At 70.9% G+C, this 23,523-nt stretch carries 19 protein-coding genes; 12 read left to right on the forward strand and 7 right to left on the reverse strand.

What is annotated here, in order from left to right:
- Positions 1 to 28 precede the first annotated feature (28 nt).
- From IDM46_RS08430 to IDM46_RS08440, 3 genes are all read right to left on the reverse strand, one after another.
- On the reverse strand, positions 29 to 1,720 hold the full coding sequence (locus tag IDM46_RS08430) for a GAF domain-containing protein (RefSeq protein ID WP_185115462.1): 1,692 nt from the start codon (positions 1,718 to 1,720) through the stop codon (positions 29 to 31).
- On the reverse strand, positions 1,717 to 2,328 hold the full coding sequence (locus tag IDM46_RS08435) for a biliverdin-producing heme oxygenase (protein ID WP_185115463.1): 612 nt from the start codon (positions 2,326 to 2,328) through the stop codon (positions 1,717 to 1,719). Before IDM46_RS08435 ends, IDM46_RS08430 begins: the two co-directional genes overlap by 4 nt.
- Before the next feature lie 94 nt (positions 2,329 to 2,422).
- A complete protein-coding gene (locus IDM46_RS08440; RefSeq protein WP_185115464.1) occupies positions 2,423 to 4,555 on the reverse strand; it encodes a C1 family peptidase in 2,133 nt (710 codons plus the stop codon).
- 85 nt (positions 4,556 to 4,640) lie between these two features.
- Between IDM46_RS08440 and IDM46_RS08445 the strand changes: the two genes are divergently transcribed.
- From IDM46_RS08445 to IDM46_RS08455, 3 genes are all read left to right on the forward strand, one after another.
- On the forward strand, positions 4,641 to 6,287 hold the full coding sequence (locus IDM46_RS08445) for a phospholipase D family protein (RefSeq protein WP_185115465.1): 1,647 nt from the start codon (positions 4,641 to 4,643) through the stop codon (positions 6,285 to 6,287).
- 192 nt (positions 6,288 to 6,479) lie between these two features.
- On the forward strand, positions 6,480 to 7,583 hold the full coding sequence (locus IDM46_RS08450) for a Glu/Leu/Phe/Val dehydrogenase (protein WP_182820590.1): 1,104 nt from the start codon (positions 6,480 to 6,482) through the stop codon (positions 7,581 to 7,583).
- A 107-nt stretch (positions 7,584 to 7,690) separates the two neighbouring features.
- Positions 7,691 to 8,848, forward strand: a complete 1,158-nt coding sequence (locus IDM46_RS08455; RefSeq protein ID WP_185115466.1) for an acyl-CoA dehydrogenase family protein — start codon at positions 7,691 to 7,693, stop codon at positions 8,846 to 8,848.
- Here the strand turns inward: IDM46_RS08455 and IDM46_RS08460 are convergent.
- On the reverse strand, positions 8,845 to 11,703 hold the full coding sequence (locus IDM46_RS08460) for an autotransporter serine protease (RefSeq protein ID WP_185115467.1): 2,859 nt from the start codon (positions 11,701 to 11,703) through the stop codon (positions 8,845 to 8,847). The genes IDM46_RS08455 and IDM46_RS08460 overlap by 4 nt on opposite strands.
- Before the next feature lie 148 nt (positions 11,704 to 11,851).
- On the opposite strand from IDM46_RS08460, the gene IDM46_RS08465 reads away from it, so the two are divergent.
- From IDM46_RS08465 to IDM46_RS08495, 7 genes are all read left to right on the forward strand, one after another.
- Positions 11,852 to 13,027: an acetyl-CoA C-acyltransferase gene (locus IDM46_RS08465; RefSeq protein ID WP_182820587.1), complete on the forward strand. Its 1,176-nt coding sequence runs from the start codon at positions 11,852 to 11,854 to the stop codon at positions 13,025 to 13,027.
- 122 nt (positions 13,028 to 13,149) lie between these two features.
- The gene (locus IDM46_RS08470; RefSeq protein ID WP_182820586.1) at positions 13,150 to 13,497 is read left to right on the forward strand and encodes a hypothetical protein; all 348 of its coding nucleotides are present in this window, start codon (positions 13,150 to 13,152) and stop codon (positions 13,495 to 13,497) included.
- Positions 13,498 to 13,611: 114 nt separating this feature from the next.
- Positions 13,612 to 13,971 carry a hypothetical protein gene (locus tag IDM46_RS08475; RefSeq protein ID WP_182820585.1) on the forward strand — a complete coding sequence of 120 codons (360 nt, stop codon included), beginning with the start codon at positions 13,612 to 13,614 and terminating at the stop codon, positions 13,969 to 13,971.
- Positions 13,972 to 14,069: 98 nt separating this feature from the next.
- Positions 14,070 to 15,677, forward strand: coding sequence for a carboxyl transferase domain-containing protein (locus IDM46_RS08480; RefSeq protein ID WP_185115468.1), 1,608 nt, complete (start codon positions 14,070 to 14,072; stop codon positions 15,675 to 15,677).
- A 125-nt stretch (positions 15,678 to 15,802) separates the two neighbouring features.
- Positions 15,803 to 16,363 (forward strand): polymer-forming cytoskeletal protein, encoded by a 561-nt coding sequence (locus IDM46_RS08485; RefSeq protein ID WP_182820583.1) that lies wholly within the window; start codon positions 15,803 to 15,805, stop codon positions 16,361 to 16,363.
- Positions 16,360 to 16,728 carry a hypothetical protein gene (locus tag IDM46_RS08490; RefSeq protein WP_182820582.1) on the forward strand — a complete coding sequence of 123 codons (369 nt, stop codon included), beginning with the start codon at positions 16,360 to 16,362 and terminating at the stop codon, positions 16,726 to 16,728. Before IDM46_RS08485 ends, IDM46_RS08490 begins: the two co-directional genes overlap by 4 nt.
- A gap of 394 nt (positions 16,729 to 17,122) precedes the next feature.
- The gene (locus IDM46_RS08495; RefSeq protein WP_221441855.1) at positions 17,123 to 17,869 is read left to right on the forward strand and encodes a hypothetical protein; all 747 of its coding nucleotides are present in this window, start codon (positions 17,123 to 17,125) and stop codon (positions 17,867 to 17,869) included.
- 277 nt (positions 17,870 to 18,146) lie between these two features.
- Here the strand turns inward: IDM46_RS08495 and IDM46_RS08500 are convergent, their stop codons facing one another.
- From IDM46_RS08500 to IDM46_RS08510, 3 genes are read right to left on the reverse strand one after another with little or no spacing between them, the layout of a single operon-like run.
- Positions 18,147 to 18,386 carry a DUF6587 family protein gene (locus IDM46_RS08500; protein ID WP_182820580.1) on the reverse strand — a complete coding sequence of 80 codons (240 nt, stop codon included), beginning with the start codon at positions 18,384 to 18,386 and terminating at the stop codon, positions 18,147 to 18,149.
- Between the two features lie 2 nt (positions 18,387 to 18,388).
- On the reverse strand, positions 18,389 to 20,269 hold the full coding sequence (feoB, locus tag IDM46_RS08505) for a ferrous iron transport protein B (protein ID WP_185115469.1): 1,881 nt from the start codon (positions 20,267 to 20,269) through the stop codon (positions 18,389 to 18,391).
- On the reverse strand, positions 20,266 to 20,514 hold the full coding sequence (locus IDM46_RS08510; RefSeq protein WP_182820578.1) for a FeoA family protein: 249 nt from the start codon (positions 20,512 to 20,514) through the stop codon (positions 20,266 to 20,268). The genes feoB and IDM46_RS08510 overlap by 4 nt, the downstream gene beginning before the upstream one ends.
- Before the next feature lie 84 nt (positions 20,515 to 20,598).
- On the opposite strand from IDM46_RS08510, the gene IDM46_RS08515 reads away from it, so the two are divergent.
- Both IDM46_RS08515 and IDM46_RS08520 read left to right on the forward strand, forming a co-directional pair.
- Positions 20,599 to 21,381: an enoyl-CoA hydratase-related protein gene (locus IDM46_RS08515; protein ID WP_185115470.1), complete on the forward strand. Its 783-nt coding sequence runs from the start codon at positions 20,599 to 20,601 to the stop codon at positions 21,379 to 21,381.
- Positions 21,382 to 21,510: 129 nt separating this feature from the next.
- A complete protein-coding gene (locus tag IDM46_RS08520) occupies positions 21,511 to 23,523 on the forward strand; it encodes an acetyl/propionyl/methylcrotonyl-CoA carboxylase subunit alpha (RefSeq protein ID WP_185115471.1) in 2,013 nt (670 codons plus the stop codon).

A 23,523-nucleotide genomic window follows, 5' to 3' on the forward strand; every position in this document is an offset into this window, starting at 1 on the left:
CGTGGGTACGGCCCGATTGTATCCCGCGCTATTCCGCGACGTCGGCCAGCGCGCCCAGCTCCTCTTCCATCTGCAGCAGCAGCGTGTTCAAGCGCTGCAGGCGCGCGCGGCCGGTGCGCGCGGTGGACAGCAGCTCGGCCAGGCGCCGCAGTCGCGTGGCCTGTTCGCGGGCCTCATGGCTGACCAGGCGCTCGTCCATCTGCGCGTCTTCCAGGCGCGGCAGCGAGGGCGCGGCCACCAGGTAGCGCTCGATGACCAGGCACAGGTGGTGCGCGCGCTCGGTGTCGCCCTTGGTCCAGGGTGCCGCGGTGCCCACCACCTCCTGCTCCCAGGCCTCGAAGCTGGTGCGCGGGCCGATCTTGCCGCCGTCCGGATCCACCTGGAACGGGCGGTCGGGTCGCCCGGCCCAGCGCACGGTTTCGCGCTGCTCGGCGCGGAACAGCAGCAGCCAGTCGTCGCTGCCTTCACCCAGCGGCATGCTGAACAGCCCGCAGGGGCCGGACGCGTCATCGCTGGACCATTCGTTGCAGCTGCGCGTGGAGGCCGGGCCGCGGCGGCCCTGGCCGCGCGCCCACTGCAGCGCGGCCGCGAGCCCGGGGGCGTCGGGCACCACGCCATGGGCGCGCAGCTCGCCGCCGATGTGCAGCGCCACGCCGTCGGCGCGCATGGCGCCCAGCAGCAGGCCGAGGTTGTCCAGCAGGACCTCCGAGGGCACCTGCGCGGCGCGCAGCAGCGCTTCCAGCGCGTCGCGCTGCGCGCGCAGGGTGTCGTCGCGGCGCGCGCGGGCGCGCAGCTCGCTGGCATCGAGGATCATCGACACGTGGCGCCCCACCATGTCCAGCGCCTGGCGCTGGCGCGCGCCGATCGGGCGCGGGGCATCGTGGTGGCAGGCCACCAGTCCCCACAGCTGGCCGTTGACCACCAGCGAGATCGACATGGACGCGGCCACGCCCATGTTGTGCAGGTATTCCACGTGCACCGGCGCCACCGCGCGCAGCACGTCGAAGCTCATGTCCAGCGGCGCGCCCAGCGACGGCAGCTGGTGCACCGGCACTGGCGTGCAGCGCGTGTCGGCGATCACCCGCAGGCGGTTGCGCACGTACAGCGCGCGCGCCTGCGGCGGGATGTCGGACGCGGGAAAGCGCAGCCCCGCATACGAGGCCATGCCGCCGGCCAGCGCCTCGGCGACCACTTCGCCGGTGTGGTCGCGCAGGAACCGGTACACCATCACCCGCCCGTAGCCCGACAGCGCCTGCACCTTGTGCGCCACCGCGTCGAGGAAGTCCTTTCCGCCGGAGGCTTCGTCCAGGCCGGTGACCACCAGGTGCCCGCCCTCCAGCGGCGGCGCCAGGCCCGCGGGCTGCAGCTCGACGTGCACCAGGTCGCCCATGGCATGCGTGGACAGCTCGTGCATGGCGCCCATCGGCCCGACGTTGATGATGCCGGCGAACTGCGACAGCCCGCCCACGCCGCGCGCGAGCACCGCTTCGATCGCACCGAGCGGGCCGCTGTCGAGCAGCGTTTCCACGGGCTGGCCGAGCATGGCGTCGATGCCGTCCACTTCGAACAGGTCCACCGCGTTGGCGGACACGGCGACGATGCGGCGGTCCGTCCGGCCGAACACCACCAGCACGCCGGGCGGCTGGATGGCGCCGATGATGTGGATGGGTTCCTGGGCGCAGGTATCCAGCGCGCGCTGCAGCACGGGATCGATGTTCATGCGACCACCACTCCATGTGGGTCGAGATTGCGATGCACCATGGCGAACCCGCGGCGCGCACCACGCACGGCATCGGCCACGGCCTCGGCGGGCAGCGCGTCCAGCAGGCCGGCAAAACAGCGCCAGCGCCGCGGATCACGCGCCAGGTGGCGCATGAAGCGCCGTGCGCCCGCGACCTCGGGATGCGACCGCTCCAGCGCGTCGACATCACGCGCCAGCACGCGCGCGCCCAGCGCGGAGCCTTCCATCACGTAGCAGCCGCCCAGCCATTCGGCGGGCGTGACGGCACCGGCAACCGCGCTGCTGCACGCAGGCGCGCGCAGCGCGGCGAGGTCGGCGCGCAGGAAATCGACGCGCTCGCTGTCGCGCCAGCAGGCCAGTTCCGCCGGCCACGTGGGCGACCAGCTGTCGGCCAGCCACTGCGCCAGCGGCAGCAGCGCGCCGAGGTAGCGCGTGTAGTCCTCGAAGCCATGCAGCCCGTCGGGCAGCGCAGCGTCCAGCGCCTCATGCGTGGCACGGGTGGCGGCGCGCACTTCTCCCAGCGCTCCCGCGTGGCGCATGCCGTCGTTCGCGCCCGTCGGGCGCGCATCCTGTACGGCGTCCTGCATTGCCACCCTCGCTTCACGCGCGCCGTCGTGGCGCCACTGCGCTATCTAATCACCCGCCGCGCGGCGGCGTAAACCGCGCGCATCGGCCCCCCGTTCATGTAACTGACCCGGACAACGCTTCGCAGGCACGGTCGCGGCGCGCGCCCAGGTCGGCACGGGTGCTGCGCACGGCAAATTCCGCCGGTGCCGGGGACCGCCCGAGGATGAACGCGATGAGTGCCTGCAGCGTGGCCGGATCGTCATCGAAACCGCCGTGGGTGGACGCGCGCGAGGCGCCGGGATCGCCCAGCGGGAGGGCGTTGGGCGCCTGCACCCAGGCGAGGCGGCCGGCTTCGATCAGTCTGGTGACGCGTTCGTGGCCCCAGGCCTGGTCGGCGGGTTCGCGCGCCTGGATGAAGCGCGCCATGCCGGCGATCGGCGTGCCCTGGCGCAGGCGGCGGTCGATCCAGCTGCGCGGCTGCTGTTCCAGTGCGCGGGCCACCAGGTACAGCAGCGACTTGTTGTACAGGCGCATGCAGTGGTCGTCCTGCTCGGCGCTGTCGGTGAGCGTGGCCAGCGAGGCGCGCGCCACCGCCCGCGAGGAGATCGCCGGTACGTAGGCCTGGATGAAGCCGTCCATGTCGATCGCCGGCGCCCACAGCGACACGCTGGCCACGCGCCCGCCCATGCCGAGCATGCCGTTGGCCGGGCCGCCGATGATCTGCCCGGGCCGGGTGAGCAGTTGCAGCAGCGGCGCCATGAGGATGCTGCCGGCGCTGTGCGCGGCGATGTGGATCTCGACCTTGGCGTCCTCGCGCCGCCATTCGTCCACCAGGCGCGCCACCTGCGCGGCGCCGCCGTGCTCCACCCAGCCGCCGCCGGGCGCGGCGCGCACGGCGGTGGTGGCCAGCGTGGCGTTCTCCTTCATCTCCTCCCACACCGCGCGGCCGCCGATGGCGCGCGCGAGGGGCTCGACGGTGTCATCCAGGCGATCGAGCAGCAGGTCCTTGGCCTTGTCGACGATGCCCTCGCTGCGCGGGCGCGCGGCGTCCTTCAGGATGTTGCCGAGCGTGGTCCACAGGTCGGTCTTCCAGATGAAGGCCAGCGGGTAGATCTCCTGCGCCAGCATGGCCTCGCGGTAGTCGGCGACGCGCTGGATGGCGGCATCCTCCGGCACCAGGCCGCCGTGCGCGTACAGCAGCACGCGCTTCTTCTTCCACCCGGCGGTGATGGCGCGCATGTCGCGGCGGACGATGTTGCGCACGTCGTCCTGGGTGCAGGCAAAGCGCCCGTCGCAGCGCAGCGCGCCGTTGTTGCCGAGGCTCACGATGTGCGGGCGCAGGTCGGCCTGCGCATAGCCCACCGACTGCCGGCCGAGCGGCGAGTTGCTGACCGCTGCCGAGCCGGCCCGCTCCAGCGCCACCGGCACCGCCAGCCGTGCCACCCAGACATCGGTGCCGTGCTCCAGCCATTCGTCGTAGCTGACGTGGCCGAAGCCGCCACGGCCCCAGCCGGTGCCCCAGGCGTTCTGGATCCAGAAGCCGGAGTGGTCGTAGCCGACGATCGCGAACGCGTGGTAGCCAATGGGCTCCTGCCGCGCCCAGGCAATGTGGCCATCCGCGGGCGGCGCGTGCCAGCCGGCGTGCACGGCGCAGGAGGCGAACAGCACGCGCACTTCGCCGAACGCGGCATGCATGGCCACCAGGTCCTTGTGGTTGACGCGCGCGTAGGCGCCCATGGGATTGCGCATGGCGTCGCGCGCGCGTTCCTCTGTATAGGCCTCGATCGCGATGCCGGGGCGGTACGGCCAAAGCGCTTCGGCGCACACGCCATGGCGGTGCCAGGCCTTCATGGCGCCGCGGCAGCTGGAGCCGGAATAGCCCTCGCCTTCCCATTCGTCGTAGCGGCGTGCCATGTCGTAGAACATGCGTGCGCTGACCGCGGACGCGTCCGGCTGTGGGCGGCGACGGCGCAGCAGCGTATGCGCCACGGTGGCCAGGCCGAACGCGGTGCAGGCGCCATCCACGCCCTGGTCGAGCACCGGCACGCCGAGCGCGAGATGCTCGTCGAGCGCGACTTCGGTGGCCACGTCGACCAGCGTGGGTTCGAACATGCGATCGCGGAAGTCGGCGGTATCCGGGCGCGCATCGAACAGCCGCGTGCCGGCGCCGGGCTGCAGCACGGCCAGCGGAGGCGTTGCGATGACGGGTCCTTCCGCGGTGCGCGGCGTGCTGCGACGGGTGGCCATGCTCGTCTCTCCTTGCTGGGGGGACAACGCGGCGGCTACAGTCGCGCGGCCGCGGCTCTGCGCGGCATCCACGTTCGAGCACACGATGACCCGGGTCAAGCGCATCCTGCTGTGGGCCACGTTTTCAGCCGCGGCCCTGGTGGGCAGCGGACTGCTGCTGGCCGACCACCTGACGCCCGCGGCCAATGGCGCGCCGAGCCACGCGCTGCCGCTGTCGCCGGACCAGACCGGGCTGGACCGCGAACTCGTGCCGCTGCTGGCGCGCAACCCCGGCAAGACCGGCGCGCTGCTGCTCACCGACGGCATCGATGCCTTTGCCGCGCGCGCGATGTCCGCCCGCCAGGCGGGGCGCAGCCTGGACCTGCAGTACTACATCTGGCACGACGACCTCACCGGCCGCTTGCTGGCGCGCGAGGCGTGGCTGGCAGCGGAGCGCGGCGTACGCGTGCGCCTGCTGCTCGACGACATCAGCGCCGGCGGCAATGACGACAAGCTGCTGCTGCTCGACAGCCATGCCGGCATCGAGGTGCGGGTGTACAACCCGTTCCGCAACCGCGACGGCATCTCGCGCCTGCTGGAAATGCTGCAGCGGGTCTTCAGCCTCAACCACCGCATGCACAACAAGGCCTGGATCGCCGACGGCCGGGTGGCGGTGGTGGGCGGGCGCAACATCGGCCTGGAGTATTTCAGCGCGTCCGATGACGCCAACTTCCACGACCTCGACCTGCTGCTGTTCGGCCCGGCGGTGGCCGATGCCGATGCGATCTTCGATGCGTTCTGGAACAGCGAGGCGGCGGTGCCGCTGGCCGGGCTGAGCAAGCGGCGCACCTTCGATCGCGAGGCGATCCTGGCGGGGATCGGCGGCGAGGCCGCGAGCGCCGACGCGCGGCGCTACCTGGACCGCGTGGAGTCGTCGACCACGGTGCAGGCCTACCTGGGGCAGAAGCTGGCGCCGTTCTGGAGCGAGCACATCGAGGTGGTGTCCGACCCCCCGCTCAAGCACGACGGCGACGACCAGCGCGGCTGGCTGGTGCACCGGATCGATGCCGCCCTGCGCGACGCCAGCCGCGCGGCGCTGCTGATCTCGCCCTACTTCGTGCCCGGCGACGCCATCACCCTGCAGCTCACCGGCCTGGTCGCGCAGGGCGTGCACGTGGGCGTGGTGACCAATTCGCTGGCCGCCAACGACGTGGCCGCGGTGCATGGCGGCTACGCGAAGTACCGCAAGCCGCTGCTGGCCGGCGGCGTGCACCTGTACGAACTGCGCCATGAAGCGGCGCGGGCGGGTGCCGGCCGGGACGTGCCGCGAGGCAACGCGGGCCGCGGCAGTGGCAGTGGCAGTGGCAGTGGCAGTGGCAGTGGCAGCGGCTTCGGCGGCAGCGGCAGCGGCAGCGGCCGCGGGGCCAGCCTGCATACCAAGGCGTTCCTGATCGACCGCAGCCAGGGCTTCATCGGTTCCTACAACCTCGACCCGCGCTCGGCCTACCTGAACACCGAAATGGGCGTGTTTTTCGACCACGCCGGCCTGGCCGACGCGCTGCGCACCGAATACCGCCACCTCGCCGGCCCGCAGCTGAGCTACCGGGTGGAGCTGGATGCCGACGGCGACCTGCGCTGGCTGGACGCCGCCGCCACGCCGCCACGGCTGCTGACCCGCGAGCCCGACGCCGCCTTCTGGCCCAGGGTGCAGGCCACGATCTTCCGCTGGCTGCCGCTCGACTCGCAGCTCTGAGCCCGCCCGGCCGGCGCGCCGGCCGCTGCCGCGCATACGGGCTTTTGCCGCGGTGGGGGCGTAGAATGCCGCGGCTGTTGCCCCCGGTTTCACCGCACGGGCGCGCACAACCAAAGAATTCAGCCACTTACCACAGATTGCCGGCGCCTTTCGCGCTTCCGCGAAACCTCCCGCCGGCTGCGGAGTTTTGGAATGATCTTCGAGCACCTCGATACCTACGGCCACGAGCAGGTCGTGTTCTGCCACAACAAGGACGCCGGCCTGAAGGCGATCATCGCCATCCACAACACCGTGCTGGGCCCGGCGCTGGGCGGCACCCGCATGTGGCCGTACAAGACCGAGGCCGAGGCGCTCAACGACGTGCTGCGCCTGTCGCGCGGCATGACGTACAAGAATGCGGTCGCCGGCCTGGACATCGGCGGCGGCAAGGCGGTGATCATCGGCGACCCCGCGACCGACAAGTCCGAGGCGCTGTTCCGCGCGTTCGGCCAGTTCGTGCAGTCGCTGGGCGGGCGCTACATCACCGCCGAGGACGTCGGCATCGACGTCAACGACATGGAATACGTGTACCGCGAGACCGAGTTCGTGACCGGCGTGCACCAGGTGCATGGCGGCTCGGGCGACCCGTCGCCGTTCACGGCCTACGGTTCGCTGCAGGGCCTGATGGCCACGCTGCAGAAGAAGTACGGCGACGAGGAAGTCGGCAACTACAGCTACGCCGTGCAGGGCCTGGGCCACGTGGGCATGGAGTACGTGAAGCTGCTGAACGAGCGCGGCGCGAAGATCTTCGTGACCGACATCAACAAGGCGCTGCTGGACAAGGCGGTCAACGAGTACGGTGCCGAAGCGGTTGCGCCGGACGACATCTACGACGTCGACGCCGACGTCTACTCGCCCTGCGCGCTGGGCGGCACGCTCAACGAGCAGACGCTCGACCGCATGAAGTTCAAGGTCATCTGCGGGCCGGCCAACAACCAGCTGGCCAGCAACGCGATCGGCGACGAAGTGGCCAAGCGCGGCATCGTGTACGCGCCGGACTACGCCGTGAACGCCGGCGGCGTGATGAACGTGGCGCTGGAGATGACCGGCTACAACCGCGAGCGCGCCATGCGCATGATGCGCACGATCTACCACAACCTGACGCGCATCTTCGAGATCTCCGAGCGCGACGGCATCCCGACCTACAAGGCCGCCGACCGCATGGCCGAAGAGCGCATCGAGGTGATGGGCAAGCTGAAGCTGCCGCTGGGTCGCAGCACCCCGCGCTTCCAGGGCCGCATCCGCGGCGGCGCATAATCATCCGCGCCACGTAGTACGCGACGACGGGGCCGAGTGCCCCGTCGTTGTTTCCGAACTTCGCGCCGGCACCGGATGTGCCGGCCGCACCACATGGAGGATCGAACATGCGCCCGTTTCCACTGGGAGAAGACATCGACGCGCTGCGCGACGCCGTGCGCCGTTTCGCCGAGGCCGAGATCGCGCCGCTCGCCGAGGCCGCCGACCGCGACAACGCGTTCCCGCAGGCGCTGTGGCCGAAGCTCGGCGAGATGGGCCTGCTCGGCCTGACCGTGCCGGGTGAATTCGGCGGCAGCGACATGGGCTACCTGGCGCACCTGGTGGCGATGGAGGAGATCTCGCGCGCTTCGGGCGCCATCGGCCTGTCGTACGGCGCGCACTCCAACCTCTGCGTCAACAACCTTTACGCCAATGGCAACGATGCGCAGCGCGCGAAGTACCTGCCCAAGCTGTGCAGCGGCGAGTGGAAGGGCGCACTGGCGATGAGCGAGGCCGGCGCCGGCTCCGACGTGGTCGGCTCGATGGCCTGCCGCGCCGAGCTGCGCGACGGCGTGTGGGTCGCCAACGGCAGCAAGATGTGGATCACCAACGGCCCCGAGGCCGACGTGCTGGTGGTGTACATGCGCACCGCGGGCAAGGATGCCGGCAGCAAGTGCATGACGGCGTTCATCGTGGAACGCGGCATGCCCGGGTTCCGCACCGCGCAGAAGCTCGACAAGCTGGGCATGCGCGGCTCCAACACCTGCGAGCTGGTGTTCGAGGACTGCGCGATCCCGGTGGAGAACGTGCTGGGCGAGGTGAACCAGGGCGTGCGCGTGCTGATGAAGGGCCTGGACACCGAACGCCTGGTGCTCTCGGGCGGCCCGATCGGCCTGATGCAGGCGGCGCTGGATGCCGCCCTGCCCTACGTGCGCGAGCGCCGCCAGTTCGATGCCGCCATCGGCACCTTCGGCATCATGCAGGCCAAGATCGCCGACATGTACACGGCGCTGCAGTCCAGCCGCGCGTTTGCCTACCAGGTGGCGCGCGACTACGACGCCGGCCACCGCTCGCGCGTGGATGCGGCCAGCTGCCTGCTGCACGCCTCCGAAGCCGCGGTGCAGGTGGCGCTGGAAGGCATCCAGGCGCTGGGCGGCAACGGCTACATCAACGAGTACCCGACCGGCCGCATCCTGCGCGACGCCAAGCTGTACGCGATCGGCGCCGGCACCAACGAGATCCGGCGCATGCTGATCGGCCGCGAGCTGTTCGAAGGGCGGGCCTAGAACCCCGCCGCGTAGCGCAGCGAGACCATCCGCTCATCGCCGCGCGGACCGAAGCGCTGGTCGAAGCCGAGACCCAGCATCGCGTTGCGGCCCAGCCTTGACTGCACACCCAGGCCGAACACGCCGCCCGACAGCGCCGGCGCCTGCCCGCCCAGCGGCGCCCAGGCCTGCACGCCGGTGAAGCTCGCCGCCACGTCGAAGCCGCTTGCGGCCAGCGTCTCCTGCCACTCGCCGTAGCCGTGCACGCGCAGGCCGTGCCACGCGCCTTCCATGCGCAGGCCTGCGATCGCCTGGCTGCGGCTTGCCGACCACGCGTCCGTGCGCAGGCCGAAGCCGTCGGCCCCGCCTTCGTTGAAGCCGTCGCTGCGCATGCGCGCGTGTTGGGCGGCGATGTAGGGCGTGAGTGCGACGCCGGCGATGTCGAAGCGGTAGCCGGTCTCGAGGCTGGCCGCGGAGTAGTCGCCGCCGTAGCGGCTGGAGACGCCCGCGGTGTCGCCGCCGGCAAACAGGCGGCGCTCGATGTCGCGCTGGAAACGCCCCGACGTGGCCTGACCCGATAGATAGGCGTTGCCACGCAGCCAGCCGGCATACGCCGTGCCCAGGGTCTGGCGGTCGTGGCCGCGATCGCCAAGGCCTTCGACGCGGCCCAGCGCGCGGGTCTCGCCGAAGGCGAAGCCGGCGGTCGCGCCGTTGCCGAGGTCGTGATCGCGCCCCATCAACCAGCCGTCGACCGCGAAGCCGTTGCCGGCAAGGCCACCCTCGCCCCCGCTGCCGAGCGTGCGCGTCCATGCGCCCGCACCGCGCGCATTGCCGTCGAACGCATCGAAGCGCGACGACAGCGCGCGCCGGCCCATGTCGATGGTGTCCAGCGTCATCGCCGTGGCCGCGGCGTGCAGCTCGCCCGACAGGCTTGACAGCGCCCGCTGTGCGCCGGCCTGGGTGCCAATGCGCTGGAACTCGCCGGCAGCAGCGATGAAGCCGCCGTCGATCGCCCCGCCGGCATCACGCTGCTGGCGGTCGATCTCGCGGAACGCCTGCTCGATGCGCTCCGCCGACAGCATGCTGGCCGGCGTGATGGCGTTGAACGAGGCCGCGACCGCGGTGATGTCCAGGCGCTGGATGTCGAGCCAGACGTGGAAGTCGGTATACGCCAGGCTGGCGTCGAGGAACACGCCCGGTGCCGCGGTCAGCGCGTCGAAGGTGCCGGTCACACGTGCCGTCGCGAACAGGAGCTCCTCGCGGCTCGAGGTGGTGTAGCCGTTGCGCACGCCGAGCACCTGCAGGTCGCCGCCCTCGATGACCGCGGCGCCGATGACGCGCAGTCCGGTGCCCAGCTCGATGCCGAGCGTGGCGCCGGCACGGTGGATGAGGTCGCCCTGCACCTCGAGGGTGAGGCGGTCACTGCCACCCTGGCCGCCGGGTGCGCGCACCTCGACCCGGCCGGCGTTCTCCAGGCCGCCCCAGAGCCGCGTCCCGGTGAGGAACCGGCCTGCGGGACCCACCCACACGTCGCCCGCCACCCCGCCCCTGGCATGCAGCGTACCCTCCGCGACCTCGAGCCCGCCGCCGTTGAGCGCGTTGTTTTCAAGCACCAGCGTGCCGCTGCCCTGCTTGCGCACCGCACCGGCGCCGGAGAGCTGGTTCCACCAGCTCGAGCTGAAGCCGTCGAAGTCCGCGGTGACCGTGCCCCAGTCGAGCCGCGCCGGACCGCCGACCGCCTTGCCGACATCGAGTGCGCCGTTGCCGAACACCGGGTCGATGCCGCTGGCGCCGAGATCGGTCGCGGTGCCAAGCAGCGTCTGCCGCACCAGGTCGTTGTTGAAGTACGGGAACGCCTGCCACACCAGCGCGGCAGCGCCCGACACCAGCGGCGCCGCGAGCGACGTGCCGGACCAGCGCCAGTAGTCCGGGGCATGCGGCGGATTGTCCGCGCCGGTGACCACCACGGTGCCGGGCGCGACCATGCAGTAGTCCATGGCGATGCCGCAGGCATTGGAGTATGTGCCCAGGTGCGAGGTGCTGCCTTCGGCAAGCGCCGCCACCGCGATCCAGCCGCGCGCAAGGTCCGCCGCGGGCAGGCTGCCGCCGGGGCCTTGCTGGCTCGGCAGCGCCGCCATGTCGGATGGAGTGGCAAAGGCGGAGTTGCCGGTGGCGAACACCACCAGGCCGTCGTTGCCGATGATGAAGGGCCGGTACTCGGCGGCGATCGCCGCGGTGACGTTCGGATTGCTCCAGTACAGCCCGCCCCAGGAGTTGTTCATGATGCGCACGCCGCGGTCGATCAGGTCGCGGTGCACGCCGGCCAGGCCCAGCGGTCCGTCGACCTCGTTGCCCTCGCCGGAGCCGTCGTCTTCCGGCGGGCTGTCGCTGATGATGCGCGCGGACACGATTTCCGCTCCCGGCGCGATGCCGCCGGGCCACTTGCCGAACGCCTGCCCCGCCGCGGCCTGCGCCACCGCGGTGCCGTGGCCCACCACATCGTCCACCGTCAGGTTGTTGTTGCGGCCGTCGATGTACACGAGGTTCGACACCACCCGGCCGCCGAACGCCGGATGGTTGCGGTTGACGCCGCTGTCGACGAAGCCGATGCGCACGCCGGCACCGGTGTAGCCGGCGGCGTGCGCCGCGGCGGCATTCGTATGGACGAGATGCTGGCTGTACGCCGGATTGGGCGCTTCCACCACCGGCGGCGGGGGCGGCGGGGGTGGCGGGGGTGGCGCTGCTGGCGGCGGGTCGACACGCACATTGTCACCACCACCACCGCCGCCACATGCCGCAAGCGCGGCTGCCAGCATCGCCACTGCCAGCCTTGCGATGGTCCTGCCATCGGTGCCTGCCCACCTGATTCCCGCCATCACCCTCTCCCTGGAAGTTGCCGCAGCACCGCTATTACGCCAAAAACCCGCCAGGCGCCAAGCATGGCAGCCGCGGCTGGCCCGAATGGACGATTCCGCGGCGCTGGCGCGGTGCGATAATGCCAGCACAATCCCCACGGAGTTCACCATGACCGACATCGTCATCGTCGGTGCCAAGCGCACCGCCATCGGTTCCATGCTCGGCCAGTTCACCGGCGTGCCCACCCCGACCCTCGGTGCCACGGCGATCTCCGCCGCGCTCGCCGCTGCGGGCGTCGCTGGCGATCAGGTCGACGAAGTGCTGATGGGCTGCGTGCTGCCGGCCGGCCTTGGCCAGGCGCCCGCGCGCCAGGCTTCGCGCGCCGCGGGCATCCACGATGCCGCCGGCTGCACCACCGTCAACAAGGTGTGCGGCTCGGGCATGAAGACCATCATGCTGGCGCACGACATGATCAAGGCCGGCTCGGCCTCGGTGGTGGTGGCGGGCGGCATGGAGTCGATGACCAATGCGCCGCACCTGCTCAACGGTTCGCGCACCGGCCTGCGCTTCGGCAGCGCCGAGTTCCTCGACCACATGGCCCACGATGGCCTGACCAACCCCGACGACGGCAAGGCGATGGGCGTGTTCGGCGATGCCGCCTGCGAGAAGTACGGCTTCAGCCGCGAGGCGCTCGATGCGTTCTCCACCGAGAGCGTGCGTCGCGCGCAGCAGGCGCAGGCCTCGGGTGCCTACAGGGACGAGATCGCGCCGGTCACCGTGAAGTCCCGCAAGGGCGAGGTGGTGGTGGACAGCGACGAGGAACCGGGCCGCATCGATGTCGGCAAGATCCCGGGCCTGCGCCCGGCGTTCGGCAAGGACGGGCTGCTGACGGCGGCATCCTCCTCGAAGATTTCCGATGGCGCCGCCGCGGTCGTGCTGATGTCGGCCGACGAGGCCGCGCGCCGCGGGATCGCCCCGCTGGCGCGCATCGTGGCGCATGCCGGCCACGCGCAGGCCCCGGAATGGTTCACCACCGCGCCGGTGAAAGCGATTTCAAGCGTGCTTGCCAAAGCCGGCTGGACGGTCGCCGACGTCGACCTGTTCGAGATCAACGAGGCGTTCGCGTGCGTCGCCATGGCGCCCATGCACGATCTCGACATTCCCCACGCCAAGGTAAACGTCAATGGTGGCGCCTGCGCCCTGGGACACCCGATCGGCGCCAGCGGAGCGCGCCTGGTGGTCACCCTGCTGCACGCCCTGAAGGCCAGCGGCGGCAAGCGCGGCGTGGCGTCCCTGTGTATTGGTGGTGGCGAAGCGACGGCGATTGCGGTGGAACTTGCCTGATCCGTTAACGCGCCCTTTACCTCTGGCACTTCAAACTACCGCTTGACAGCCAATCGAGGCTTGTCATCATTGTCGCGGCGCGCAGTTGCGCGTTGCCCAATCCACGACGAGGAATGTACCAAATGACCATCAACAAGCTGCTGATCGCGCTGGCGCTGGGCTTCGCCCTGACCGCGTGCACCAACAAGGACGCCGCCGCCGACGCCGCTGCCGACGCCGCGCAGACCGCCGACCAGGCTGCTGCCGACGCCGCCATGGCCGGCACGCAGGCTGCCGACGCCGCTGCCGACTCGGCCGTTGCCGCTGCTGACGCCGCTGCCGACCAGGCCGCTGCCGCTGCTGCCGCGACCACCGGCGAAGCCGCCGACGCTGCTGCCGATGCCGCCGAAGACGCGCTCGACACCGCGCAGGACGCTGCCGACGCCGCCGAGAACGAGGCCGAGGCTGTCAAGGACGCGGCGACCCCGTAATCGGGTCGGTCGTATCGCAAGCGTCATGTAAAAAGAGAAGCCGCTGGTCCGCCAGCGGCTTTTCCTTTCCGACCGTTGCACCTCCGCTCCACCACACTGCCCAGGGGATATCCCATGAAGATCAAGACCATCGCGCTGCTGGCCGCCTGCACCTTCGCGCTCGCCGCGTGCCAGAACGAGACCTCCACCGCCCAGCAGGCGTCGGCCGAAGCCGAAGCCACCGCCGAGACCGCCGGCGACTCCATCGGCCAGGCCGCTGAAGCCACCGGTGACGCCGTTGCCGCGTCCGCCAACGCCGCTGCCGCTGCCGCCGGCGAAACCGCCGCCGAAGCCGAGATGGCCGTCGACCAGGCCACCGCCGAAGCGCAGGCCGCTGCCGCTGCCGCCGCCGACAATGCGCAGGCCGCCACCGCCGAAGCACTGCGCGACGCCGCCGACTCGGCCGACCGCGCCGCCGAGAAGGTCGAAGACTGACCTTCGCCGCCAGGCTTTGCCCGGCAGCAGGGCCCGCTTCGGCGGGCCTTTTTTCTTGCGGGTATCCTTGCCGGCCACCCGCAGCCCGATGTGAGCGCATGCCCGTCCTCAGCAGCAGCCTGGACACCGCGTCCAGCGACTTCACCGGCAATGTCGAACACCACCGCGCCCTGGTCGACGAACTCGACCGGCGCCTGGCACGCGCGGCCGACGGCGGTGGCGACAAGGCACGCGAGAAGCACGTCGCGCGCGGCAAGCTGCTGCCGCGCGAGCGCATCGCCGCCCTGCTCGACCCCGGTTCCCCTTTCCTCGAGATCGCGCCGCTGGCCGCCGAGGACATGTACGACGGCGCCGCGCCCGCGGCCGGCATGGTCTGCGGCATCGGCCGGGTGATGGGCCAGGAAGTGGTGGTGGTGGCCAACGACGCGACCGTCAAGGGCGGGACCTACTTCCCGATGACGGTGAAGAAGCACCTGCGCGCGCAGGAGATCGCGCGCGAGAACCACCTGCCCTGCGTGTACCTGGTCGACTCGGGCGGCGCGTTCCTGCCGCTGCAGGACGAGGTGTTCCCGGACCGCGAGCACTTCGGCCGCATCTTCTACAACCAGGCGCGGATGAGCGCCGACAACATCCCGCAGGTCGCGGTGGTGATGGGCTCGTGCACCGCCGGCGGCGCCTACGTGCCGGCGATGTGCGACGAGTCGATCATCGTCAAGGACCAGGGCACGATCTTCCTCGGCGGCCCGCCGCTGGTGAAGGCGGCCACCGGCGAGATCGTCGATGCCGAGGCGCTCGGCGGCGCCGACGTGCACACCGCGGTCTCCGGCGTGGCCGACCATTTCGCCGAGGACGACCGGCACGCGCTGCAGATCGCCCGCGACATCGTCGGCACCTTCAACCGCCGCAAGCTGCTGCCGGTGGCGACGCGCCCGGTGACCGGGCCGCTGTTTGCCGCCGAAGAGCTGTACGGCATCGTGCCCAGGGACACGCGCCGGCCGTTCGACATCCGCGAGGTGATCGCGCGCATCGTCGATGGCAGCGAGTTCCAGGAGTTCAAGGCCCGCTACGGCAAGACCCTGGTCACCGGCTTCGCGCACCTGCACGGCTATCCGGTGGGCATCGTCGCCAACAACGGCATCCTGTTCTCGGAGTCCGCGCTCAAGGGCGCGCACTTCATCGAGCTCTGCAACCAGCGCGGCATCCCGCTGGTGTTCCTGCAGAACATCACCGGCTTCATGGTCGGCAGGAAATACGAGAACGCCGGCATCGCCAAGGACGGGGCCAAGATGGTCACCGCCGTGGCGTGCTCGAGCGTGCCCAAGTTCACGGTGGTCATCGGCGGCAGCTTCGGCGCCGGCAACTACGCGATGTGCGGCCGCGCCTACGGCGCGCGCTTCCTGTGGATGTGGCCCAACGCGCGCATCAGCGTGATGGGCGGCGAGCAGGCGGCGAGCGTGCTGGCCACCGTCACACGCGACGGCATCGAGGCGCGCGGCGGCAGCTGGAGCGCGGACGAGGAGGCGGCCTTCAAGGCACCCATCCGCGAGCAGTACGAGGCGCAGGGCAGCCCGTGGTACGCCACGGCGCGGCTGTGGGACGACGGCATCATCGACCCCGCCGACACCCGGCGGGTGCTCGGCCTGGCGGTGTCCGCATCGCTCAATGCCCCCGTGGAACCGGCCCGCTACGGCGTTTTCCGCATGTAGCGACGCGCGCAAGTCATTGGTGCGGTTCAGGTTTGGTGACCCGTGTCACAGCGATGTGAAGGCGTTCGCGTGATAGGCTCGGACTTCCCTGACGCCCTGCCCTGTACCCGAGGAAGCATCCCCCGATGGCCATTTTCAACCCGCAAGGTTCCGCCAAGAAAGACACCTCGTTGCCGTTCGGCAACAACACCGCCACCAGCCACCTCGACACGCCGGTGCGCGAGCCCGCGCCCGCGATCGCCGACTTCACGCCGGTGCAGACGCCCACGCCGACCCCGCGCGTGCCTGCGCAGCCGCAGCTCAAGGAATCGCTGATCGCCGCCGACCTCACCATCGAGGGCAAGATCTCCGGCAGCGGCCACGTGCGCATCGCCGGCAAGTTCAAGGGCGACGTGAACGTCGAAGGCGACCTGACCATCGAAACCGGCGCCAAGCTCAACGGTGGCGTGCGCGCGCAGCGGGTCACGGTGGCCGGCGAGCTGGAAGGCAACATCGAGTCGGCGTCGCGCGTGGAACTGCAGGCGTCGTCGGTGCTGATGGGCGACGTCAAGGCGGGCACGCTGACGGTGGCCGCCGGTGCGCGCATCCGCGGCAACGTGGAGTGTGGCTGGGGCGACGATGCGCCCGGCAAGGACGACAAGGGCAAGAAGGACGCCTCGAAGGCCGGGCTCGACCTGGTCTCGTGAGCACACGCCCCGGTGCGGCAGGTGCCACGCGCACCTGCCCGCACTGCAAGACGACGATCCTGGAAAGCGCGGTGACGTGCCCGTCGTGCCGGCACTACCTGCGCTTCGAAGACAAGGCCCAGCCGACCCAGGTCACGCGTGCACTGCAGGTGGAGGGCGAGATCCGCCATCCCGCCGAGGGCGGCGCGTGGGAGTACTCGGTGGTGTTGACCATCCGTGACGACGAGGGCAAGGAGGTCTCGCACCAGGTGGTTGGCGTGGGCGCCATCCATCCGGGCGATGCGCGCACGTTCACGCTGGCGGTGGAGTTGATGCCGACCAACGACATGCGGCGGATGCCGAAGAGGCCTACTTCGCGGCACTGAGGTGATTGGCTTGGCGAGGCGGTGGGCGTGCACCGTGCTCCACCTTCTTGCGTGCCGAGGCCGGCTCCGCACGGTGCACGCCCACCGCGCCGATTGCTGTCGCGGGGTTGGCGTCCCTTCGGGCCGCGAAAGGCTTGCCACGGGCGGGTTGGCGCATCGCGCAGCGGGCCTGAAGGCCCGAAGGGCCGTCAGACCGCGAAGCGATGTGACGACCCGCCAGCGCGACCTGGACTCTCCGCCATGCACACGCCTTTTGCATCGAACCGCGTCGCCATCCTTACGCCGGACCCGGCGGATGAGACGTATGCCGGGAGCTGGCCCGATGTACTCGCGCGGCTCTCCGGCGCGCTCGCCACCGCAGGCGTGACGGCAACGCCGACTCCCTGGACCGCGCATGTCGACGACTGCGGGCAGCTCATGGAAAATTCCGCTCGTGCTGCCGCTGCTCGCATGGGGCTACCACCTCGACCACGCGCGCTGGCTGCGGGCATGCCGGGCATGGCAGGACGCGGGCGTGCCGATCGCCAACCCGGCCGCCGTGCTGGCTTCCAACTCCGACAAGCACTACCTCGACGCACTGGCGCGACGCGGTATCGCCATCCCGCCCACCACCTGGACCGAGCGCGTCACGCGCGAACAGATCGATGCGATGTTCGAGGCAACCGGCGCCGCACAGCTGATCGTCAAGCCCGCCGTGTCCGGCGGTGCCTGGCAGACGCAGCGCGTGCGTCGCGGCGAGGCACTGGTGGGCGCGCCCGACGGTGCCGCGATGATCCAGCCCTACCTGCCGACAATCGAGACCGCTGGCGAAACCTCGCTGCTGTTCTTCGGCGGCCGCCTGAGCCACGCCGTCAACAAGCGCCCGGTGGACGGCGACTTCCGCATCCAGGTGCAATACGGCGGCCTCTACAGCGCCGTGCCGAGCCCGCCCGCCGGCGCGCTCGCGCTGGCCGAGCAGACCCTGGCCGCGATCGGCGCGCCCTTGCTGTACGCCCGCATCGATGTCGTGCCCGACGCCGACGGCCGCTGGCTGCTGATGGAAGCCGAACTGATCGAACCGGATTTCTACCTCGGCCAGGATCCCAACGCCGGCGCCGGATTCGCCCAGGCAGTCCGCGCCCATCTCACGACGACACCGTAGGGCGGGCATGCCCGCCAGCGCGCCCCGGCTTTTCCACCACCCTGCGAAACCGTCGCCACGGGCGGGTTGGTGCATCGCGCAGCGGGCCTGAAGGCCCGAAGGGCCGTCAGACCGCGAAGCGATGTGCCAACCCGCCAGCGCGCGCCCCGGCTTTTCCGCCACCCGGCGAAACCGTCGCCACGGGCGGGTTGGCGCATCGCGCAGCGGGCCTAAAGGCCCGAAGGGCCGTCAGACCGCGAAGCGATGTGCCAACCCGCCAGCGCGCGACATGAGAGCCTCAACTGCACCCACCACACGACCCACCGCCACAACTGGTGCCGGAGCCGCTACCCGCGGGAGCGATACGCAGGCCGAGACGGCGCATCCAAGGCGGGCGGCCATCGCGCACGAGTGGCAGCGCGACGGCAATGCGCAGGCGGCGCGTGGTGCCGGGAAACTGCCGGCGCAGCGCCATCCAGGCGGCGAGCAGCACCACCAGCGCCACCACCCCGTATTGCACGGCCAGGCCGATGCCCATCGTCAGCCGCCGCCCAGGGCCACGGTGATCTGGTAGGTCGCAAACGACGCCATGTAGGCCAGCAGGAACAGGAACACGGCGTTGATGGCCATGAGCTTCCAGGAGCCGGTCTCGCGGCGGATGGCGGCCCAGGTGGCGATGCACTGCGGCGCGTAGATGAACCACACCAGCAGCGACAGCCCGGTGGCCAGCGACCAGCCGTCGCTGATGATCGGCAGCAGGGCCTGGCTGGCCGCATCGTCGTCGACGGCCGACAGGGCATACACCGTGGCCAGCGCGGACACCGCCACTTCGCGCGCGGCAAGGCCCGGAATCAGCGCGATGCAGATCTGCCAGTTGAAGCCGATCGGTGCGAACACCGCCGCAAGCGCGTGGCCGATGCGGCCGGCGAAGCTGTAGTCGATGGCGGGGCCGATGGCGTCGGCCGGCGGCGCCGGGAATGACAGCAGCACCCACAGCAGCACGGTCAGCGCGAAGATGATGCCGCCGACGCGCTTGAGGAAGATCATGCCGCGCTCGTAGAGCCCGATCAGCAGATCGCGCGGGTGCGGCACCCGGTACGACGGCAGCTCCAGCAGCAGCGGGTGCTCGCCCTTGTCGCGGCGCCAGCGCTTCATGATCCACGACACGGCCAGCGCGCTGACGATGCCGGCCATGTACAGCGCGAACAGCACCAGGCCCTGCAGGTTGAACATGCCGGCGACTTCGCGCGCCGGGATGAACGCGCCGATCAGCAGCGCATACACCGGCAGTCGCGCCGAGCAGGTCATTAGCGGCGCCACCATGATCGTGGCGATGCGGTCGCGCGGATCCTGGATGGAGCGCGTGGACATGATGCCGGGCACCGCGCAGGCGAAGCTCGACAGCAGCGGGATGAACGAACGTCCGGAGAGGCCCGCCGCCGCCATCATGCGGTCGAGCAGGAACGCCGCGCGCGGCAGGTAGCCGGACTCCTCCAGCGCGAGGATGAAGGCGAACAGCACCAGGATCTGCGGCAGGAACACCACCACCCCGCCCAGCCCGGCGATGATGCCGTCGACCAGCAGGCTGCGCAGCGGGCCGTCCGGCATGGTCGTGGCGACGGCATCGCCCAGCCACGCGGTGCCCCCCTCGATCAGGTCCATCACCGGCGTGGCCCAGGCGTACACCGCCTGGAAAATCAGGAACATGACCACCGCCAGCGTCAGCAGGCCCGACACGGGGTGCAGCAGCCAGCGGTCGAGGCTGTCGTCCAGGCGCGCGGTGCGCGTGGGCATGCTGACCGCAAGCGCCAGCAGGCGCCGGGTCTCCGCGTGCAGGGCGTCGCTGTCGACCGTCGCGTCCGCGCCACCCAGGCGCCTGTGCGGCGCCCGCGGTGCCGCGGTCATCGCTTCGATCTGTTCGACCAGCGCCACGGCACCGTCGTGCTGCACGGCAATGGTCTCCACCACCGGCACGCCGAGTTCGGCCTCCAGCGCGGCGCGGTCGATCACCACGCCGCGGCGCGCGGCGGCGTCGGCCATGTTGAGCGCCACCACCATCGGCAGGCCGAGCTCGCGCACTTCCAGCGCGAAGCGCAGGTGCAGGCGCAGGTTGGTGGCGTCGACCACGCAGACGATGGCGTCGGGCACCGGCTCGCCCGGATAGAAGCCGCGGCACAGGTCGCGGGTGATCGCCTCGTCCAGGCTCGAGGGATGCAGGCTGTAGGCACCCGGCAGGTCGAGCACCGCGTACTGGCGCCCGGACGGCGCGACCAGCCGCCCTTCCTTGCGCTCCACGGTGACGCCCGTGTAGTTGGCGACCTTCTGCCGGCTGCCGGTCAGCTGGTTGAACAGCGCGGTCTTGCCGCAGTTCGGATTGCCGACCAGGGCCAGTCGCGGCAGCGCCTTGGCGTCGACGCTCATGGGCGAGCGTCGCCATTGCGCAGCACCACCCGCGCGGCCTCGTCGCGACGCAGGGCGAAGCGCGTGTAGCCGACCTGGACCAGCAGCGGTTCGGAACCGAACGGCCCGGCGGCGGTGACCTGCACTTCCTCGCCGGCCACGAACCCGAGCTCGCGCAGGCGGCGCGCGATGTGGTCGTTGTCGTAGCGCGCCTCGACGCGGTCGACGATCGCAGGCGTGCGGCGCGGCAGCTCGGTCAGCCTCACGGGAACTTCCAAATGGGAACAGTTCTCATTGTAGCGCGGTCACGGGGCGCGGCTATCATTTATGTCCTTACGCGGAGGCTCACGATGCCGGCACCCCTGACACTCACCCGGCACGGCGCGGTGGCGCGCCTGTGCCTGGACCGTCCGACACTGCACAACGCCTTCGACGCGGCGCTGATCGCGGAACTGACCGCGGCACTCGATGCGCTGGCCGGCGATGCGTCGGTCCGGGTGGTGGTGCTGGAGGGCCGCGGGGCCTCGTTCTCGGCCGGCGCCGACCTCAACTGGATGCGCGCCATGGCCAGTGCCGACGAGGGCGCGAACCGCGACGACGCCCTCGCCCTGGCGCGGCTGATGCGCAGCCTCGATCGCCTGCCCAGGCCGACCATCGCGCGCGTGCACGGCGCGGCATTCGGCGGCGGCGTGGGCCTGGTGGCCTGCTGCGACATCGCCATCGGCGTGCCGGAGGCGAAGTTCGGCCTCACCGAAAGCCGCCTGGGCCTGCTGCCGGCGGTGATCTCGCCCTACGTGATCGCCGCCATCGGCAGCCGCCAGGCACGGCGCTGGTTCGCCACCGCCGAGATCTTCGATGCCGCCGAGGCGCTGCGCATCGGCCTGCTGCACCAGGTGGTGCCCGCCGACCAGCTGGACGCCGCCATCGATCGCCAGGTGGCCCTGCTGCTGAAAGCCGCGCCGTTCGCCTCGGCCGACGCCAAGCGCCTGGTGCGCGAAGTCGCCGCGGCCACCGACCCCGACCGCCTCGACCACGACAACGCCGCCCTTATCGCGGCCCTGCGCGTTTCACCCGAAGGCCAGGAGGGCCTGGGCGCGTTCCTCGACAAGCGCGTTCCACGCTGGGTCGAGTAGAAAAGTACCCCGTGTAGTACTTCGCGTCCTTCGCGACCTTCGCGTCTTTCGCGACCTTCGCGAGAACACCCTTCGCACCTAGACTCTCCTCCATCCGCGTCTATCCGCGGAAATCCGTGGCCAAAAAAAATGCCCTTCACCAAGATTCTGATCGCCAACCGCGGCGAAATCGCCTGCCGCGTCATCCGCACCGCGCGGCGCATGGGCATCGCCACGGTGGCGGTGTATTCCGAGGCCGACGCCGATGCACAGCATGTGCGACTGGCGGACGAGGCGTATCCGATCGGTGGCCCGCGGCCGCAGGACAGCTACCTGCGTGGCGACGTGATCCTCGACGTGGCGAAGCAGTCCGGTGCACGGGCCATCCATCCCGGTTACGGCTTCCTCAGCGAGAACGCCGACTTCGCGGATGCGGTCGAGGGCGCCGGCATCGCCTTCATCGGCCCCAAGGCGGCGTCGATGCGCAAGATGGGCAGCAAGGCCGGCGCCAAGGAGCTGATGCACGCCGCGGGCGTCCCGGTGGTGCCCGGCTATACCGGCGAGGACCAGGCGCCGGAGCTCCTGCGGCGCGAAGCCGACCGCATCGGCTATCCGCTGATGATCAAGGCCGCGCACGGCGGCGGCGGCAAGGGCATGCGCGTGGTGCGCGCGGCCGCGGAATTCCTGCCGGCGCTGGAAAGCTGCCAGCGCGAGGCGCGCAATGCCTTCGGCCGCGACCGCGTGCTGCTGGAGCGCTACATCGAGTCGCCGCGGCACATCGAGATCCAGGTGTTCGGCGATGCCCACGGCAACGCCATCCATCTCAACGAACGCGAGTGCTCGGCGCAGCGCCGCTACCAGAAGGTGCTCGAGGAGGCGCCCTCGCCGTTCCTCACGCCGGAACTGCGCGCGCGCATGGGCAAGGCCGCGGTGTTGGCCGCGCGCGCGATCGACTACGCCAACGCCGGCACGGTGGAGTTCATCGTCGCGCCGTCGGGCGAGTTCTTCTTCATGGAGATCAACACCCGGCTGCAGGTGGAACACCCGGTCACCGAGATGGTCACCGGCCTGGACCTGGTGGAGTGGCAGCTGCGCGTGGCCGCCGGCGAACCGCTGCCGCTGGCGCAGGACGCGATTCCGCGCGACGGCCACGCCATCGAGGTGCGGCTGTATGCCGAGGACCCCGACGCCGGTTTCCTGCCCGGCTCCGGCCGCCTGCAGCGCCTGCGCCTGCCGCAACCTTCGGCGCACGTGCGCGTCGATGCCGGCGTGGTCGAAGGCGACGTGGTGACGATCTTCTACGACCCGATGATCGCCAAGCTGATCGTGCACGACCGCGACCGCGCCGGCGCGCTGGCGCGGCTGCGCGACGCGCTGGCCGACTGCGCGATCGAAGGCCCGAAGTCGAACATCGCCTTTCTCGAACGCCTGGTCCGCCATCCGGCGGTGGTCGACGGCAGCATCGACACCGGCTACCTCGACCGCCATCTTGACGAGTTCATCGGAAACGACGCCGCCGCCGATGCCGGCGACCACGATGCCGCGCTGCTGGCCGCCGCCACCGCCGCGCTGCTCGCCGAAGAGGCCGAAGCCCGCTGCGCCGCGGCCGGCAGCAGCGACCCGGGCTCGCCCTGGGCGGTCGCCGACGGCTGGCGCCTGGGCCACGCCGGCCTGCGCCGCGTGGTGCTGCGCGCCGACGGCCTGCGCCACGTGTTCGAGGCGCACGGTGCCAACGGCGACTACCGCATCAGCCGCGACGGCGCTGACAGCGTGGTGGCTGGCGCGCGCCTTGCCGATGGCGGCCTGTCGGCGCGCTTCGGCGGTGCCGGCCGGCGCTACCGGCTGGACACCCACGCCACGCGCCTGCTGCTGCATGACGGCCGTCGCCACTGGCGCTTCGAGCGTGCCCCGGCCTACGAGGCCGAGCTCGCCGACACGGCCGGCACCGGCGACCGTATCGCGGCACCTATGCCCGGGCGTATCGTCGTCACCAGGGTGGCCCCGGGGGACAGCGTGGCGCAGGGACAGGAACTGCTGGTCATGGAGGCGATGAAGATGGAGCTCGCCCTCAAGGCGCCGCGCGACGGCGTGGTGGCCGAACTGCGCGCACGCGAAGGCGACTTCGTCGAGGCCGACGCCGTGCTGGTCCTGCTGGAGTCCTGA

The organism is Luteimonas sp. MC1825 (assembly GCF_014764385.1).
In the GTDB taxonomy this organism is placed as follows: Bacteria; Pseudomonadota; Gammaproteobacteria; order Xanthomonadales; family Xanthomonadaceae; genus Luteimonas.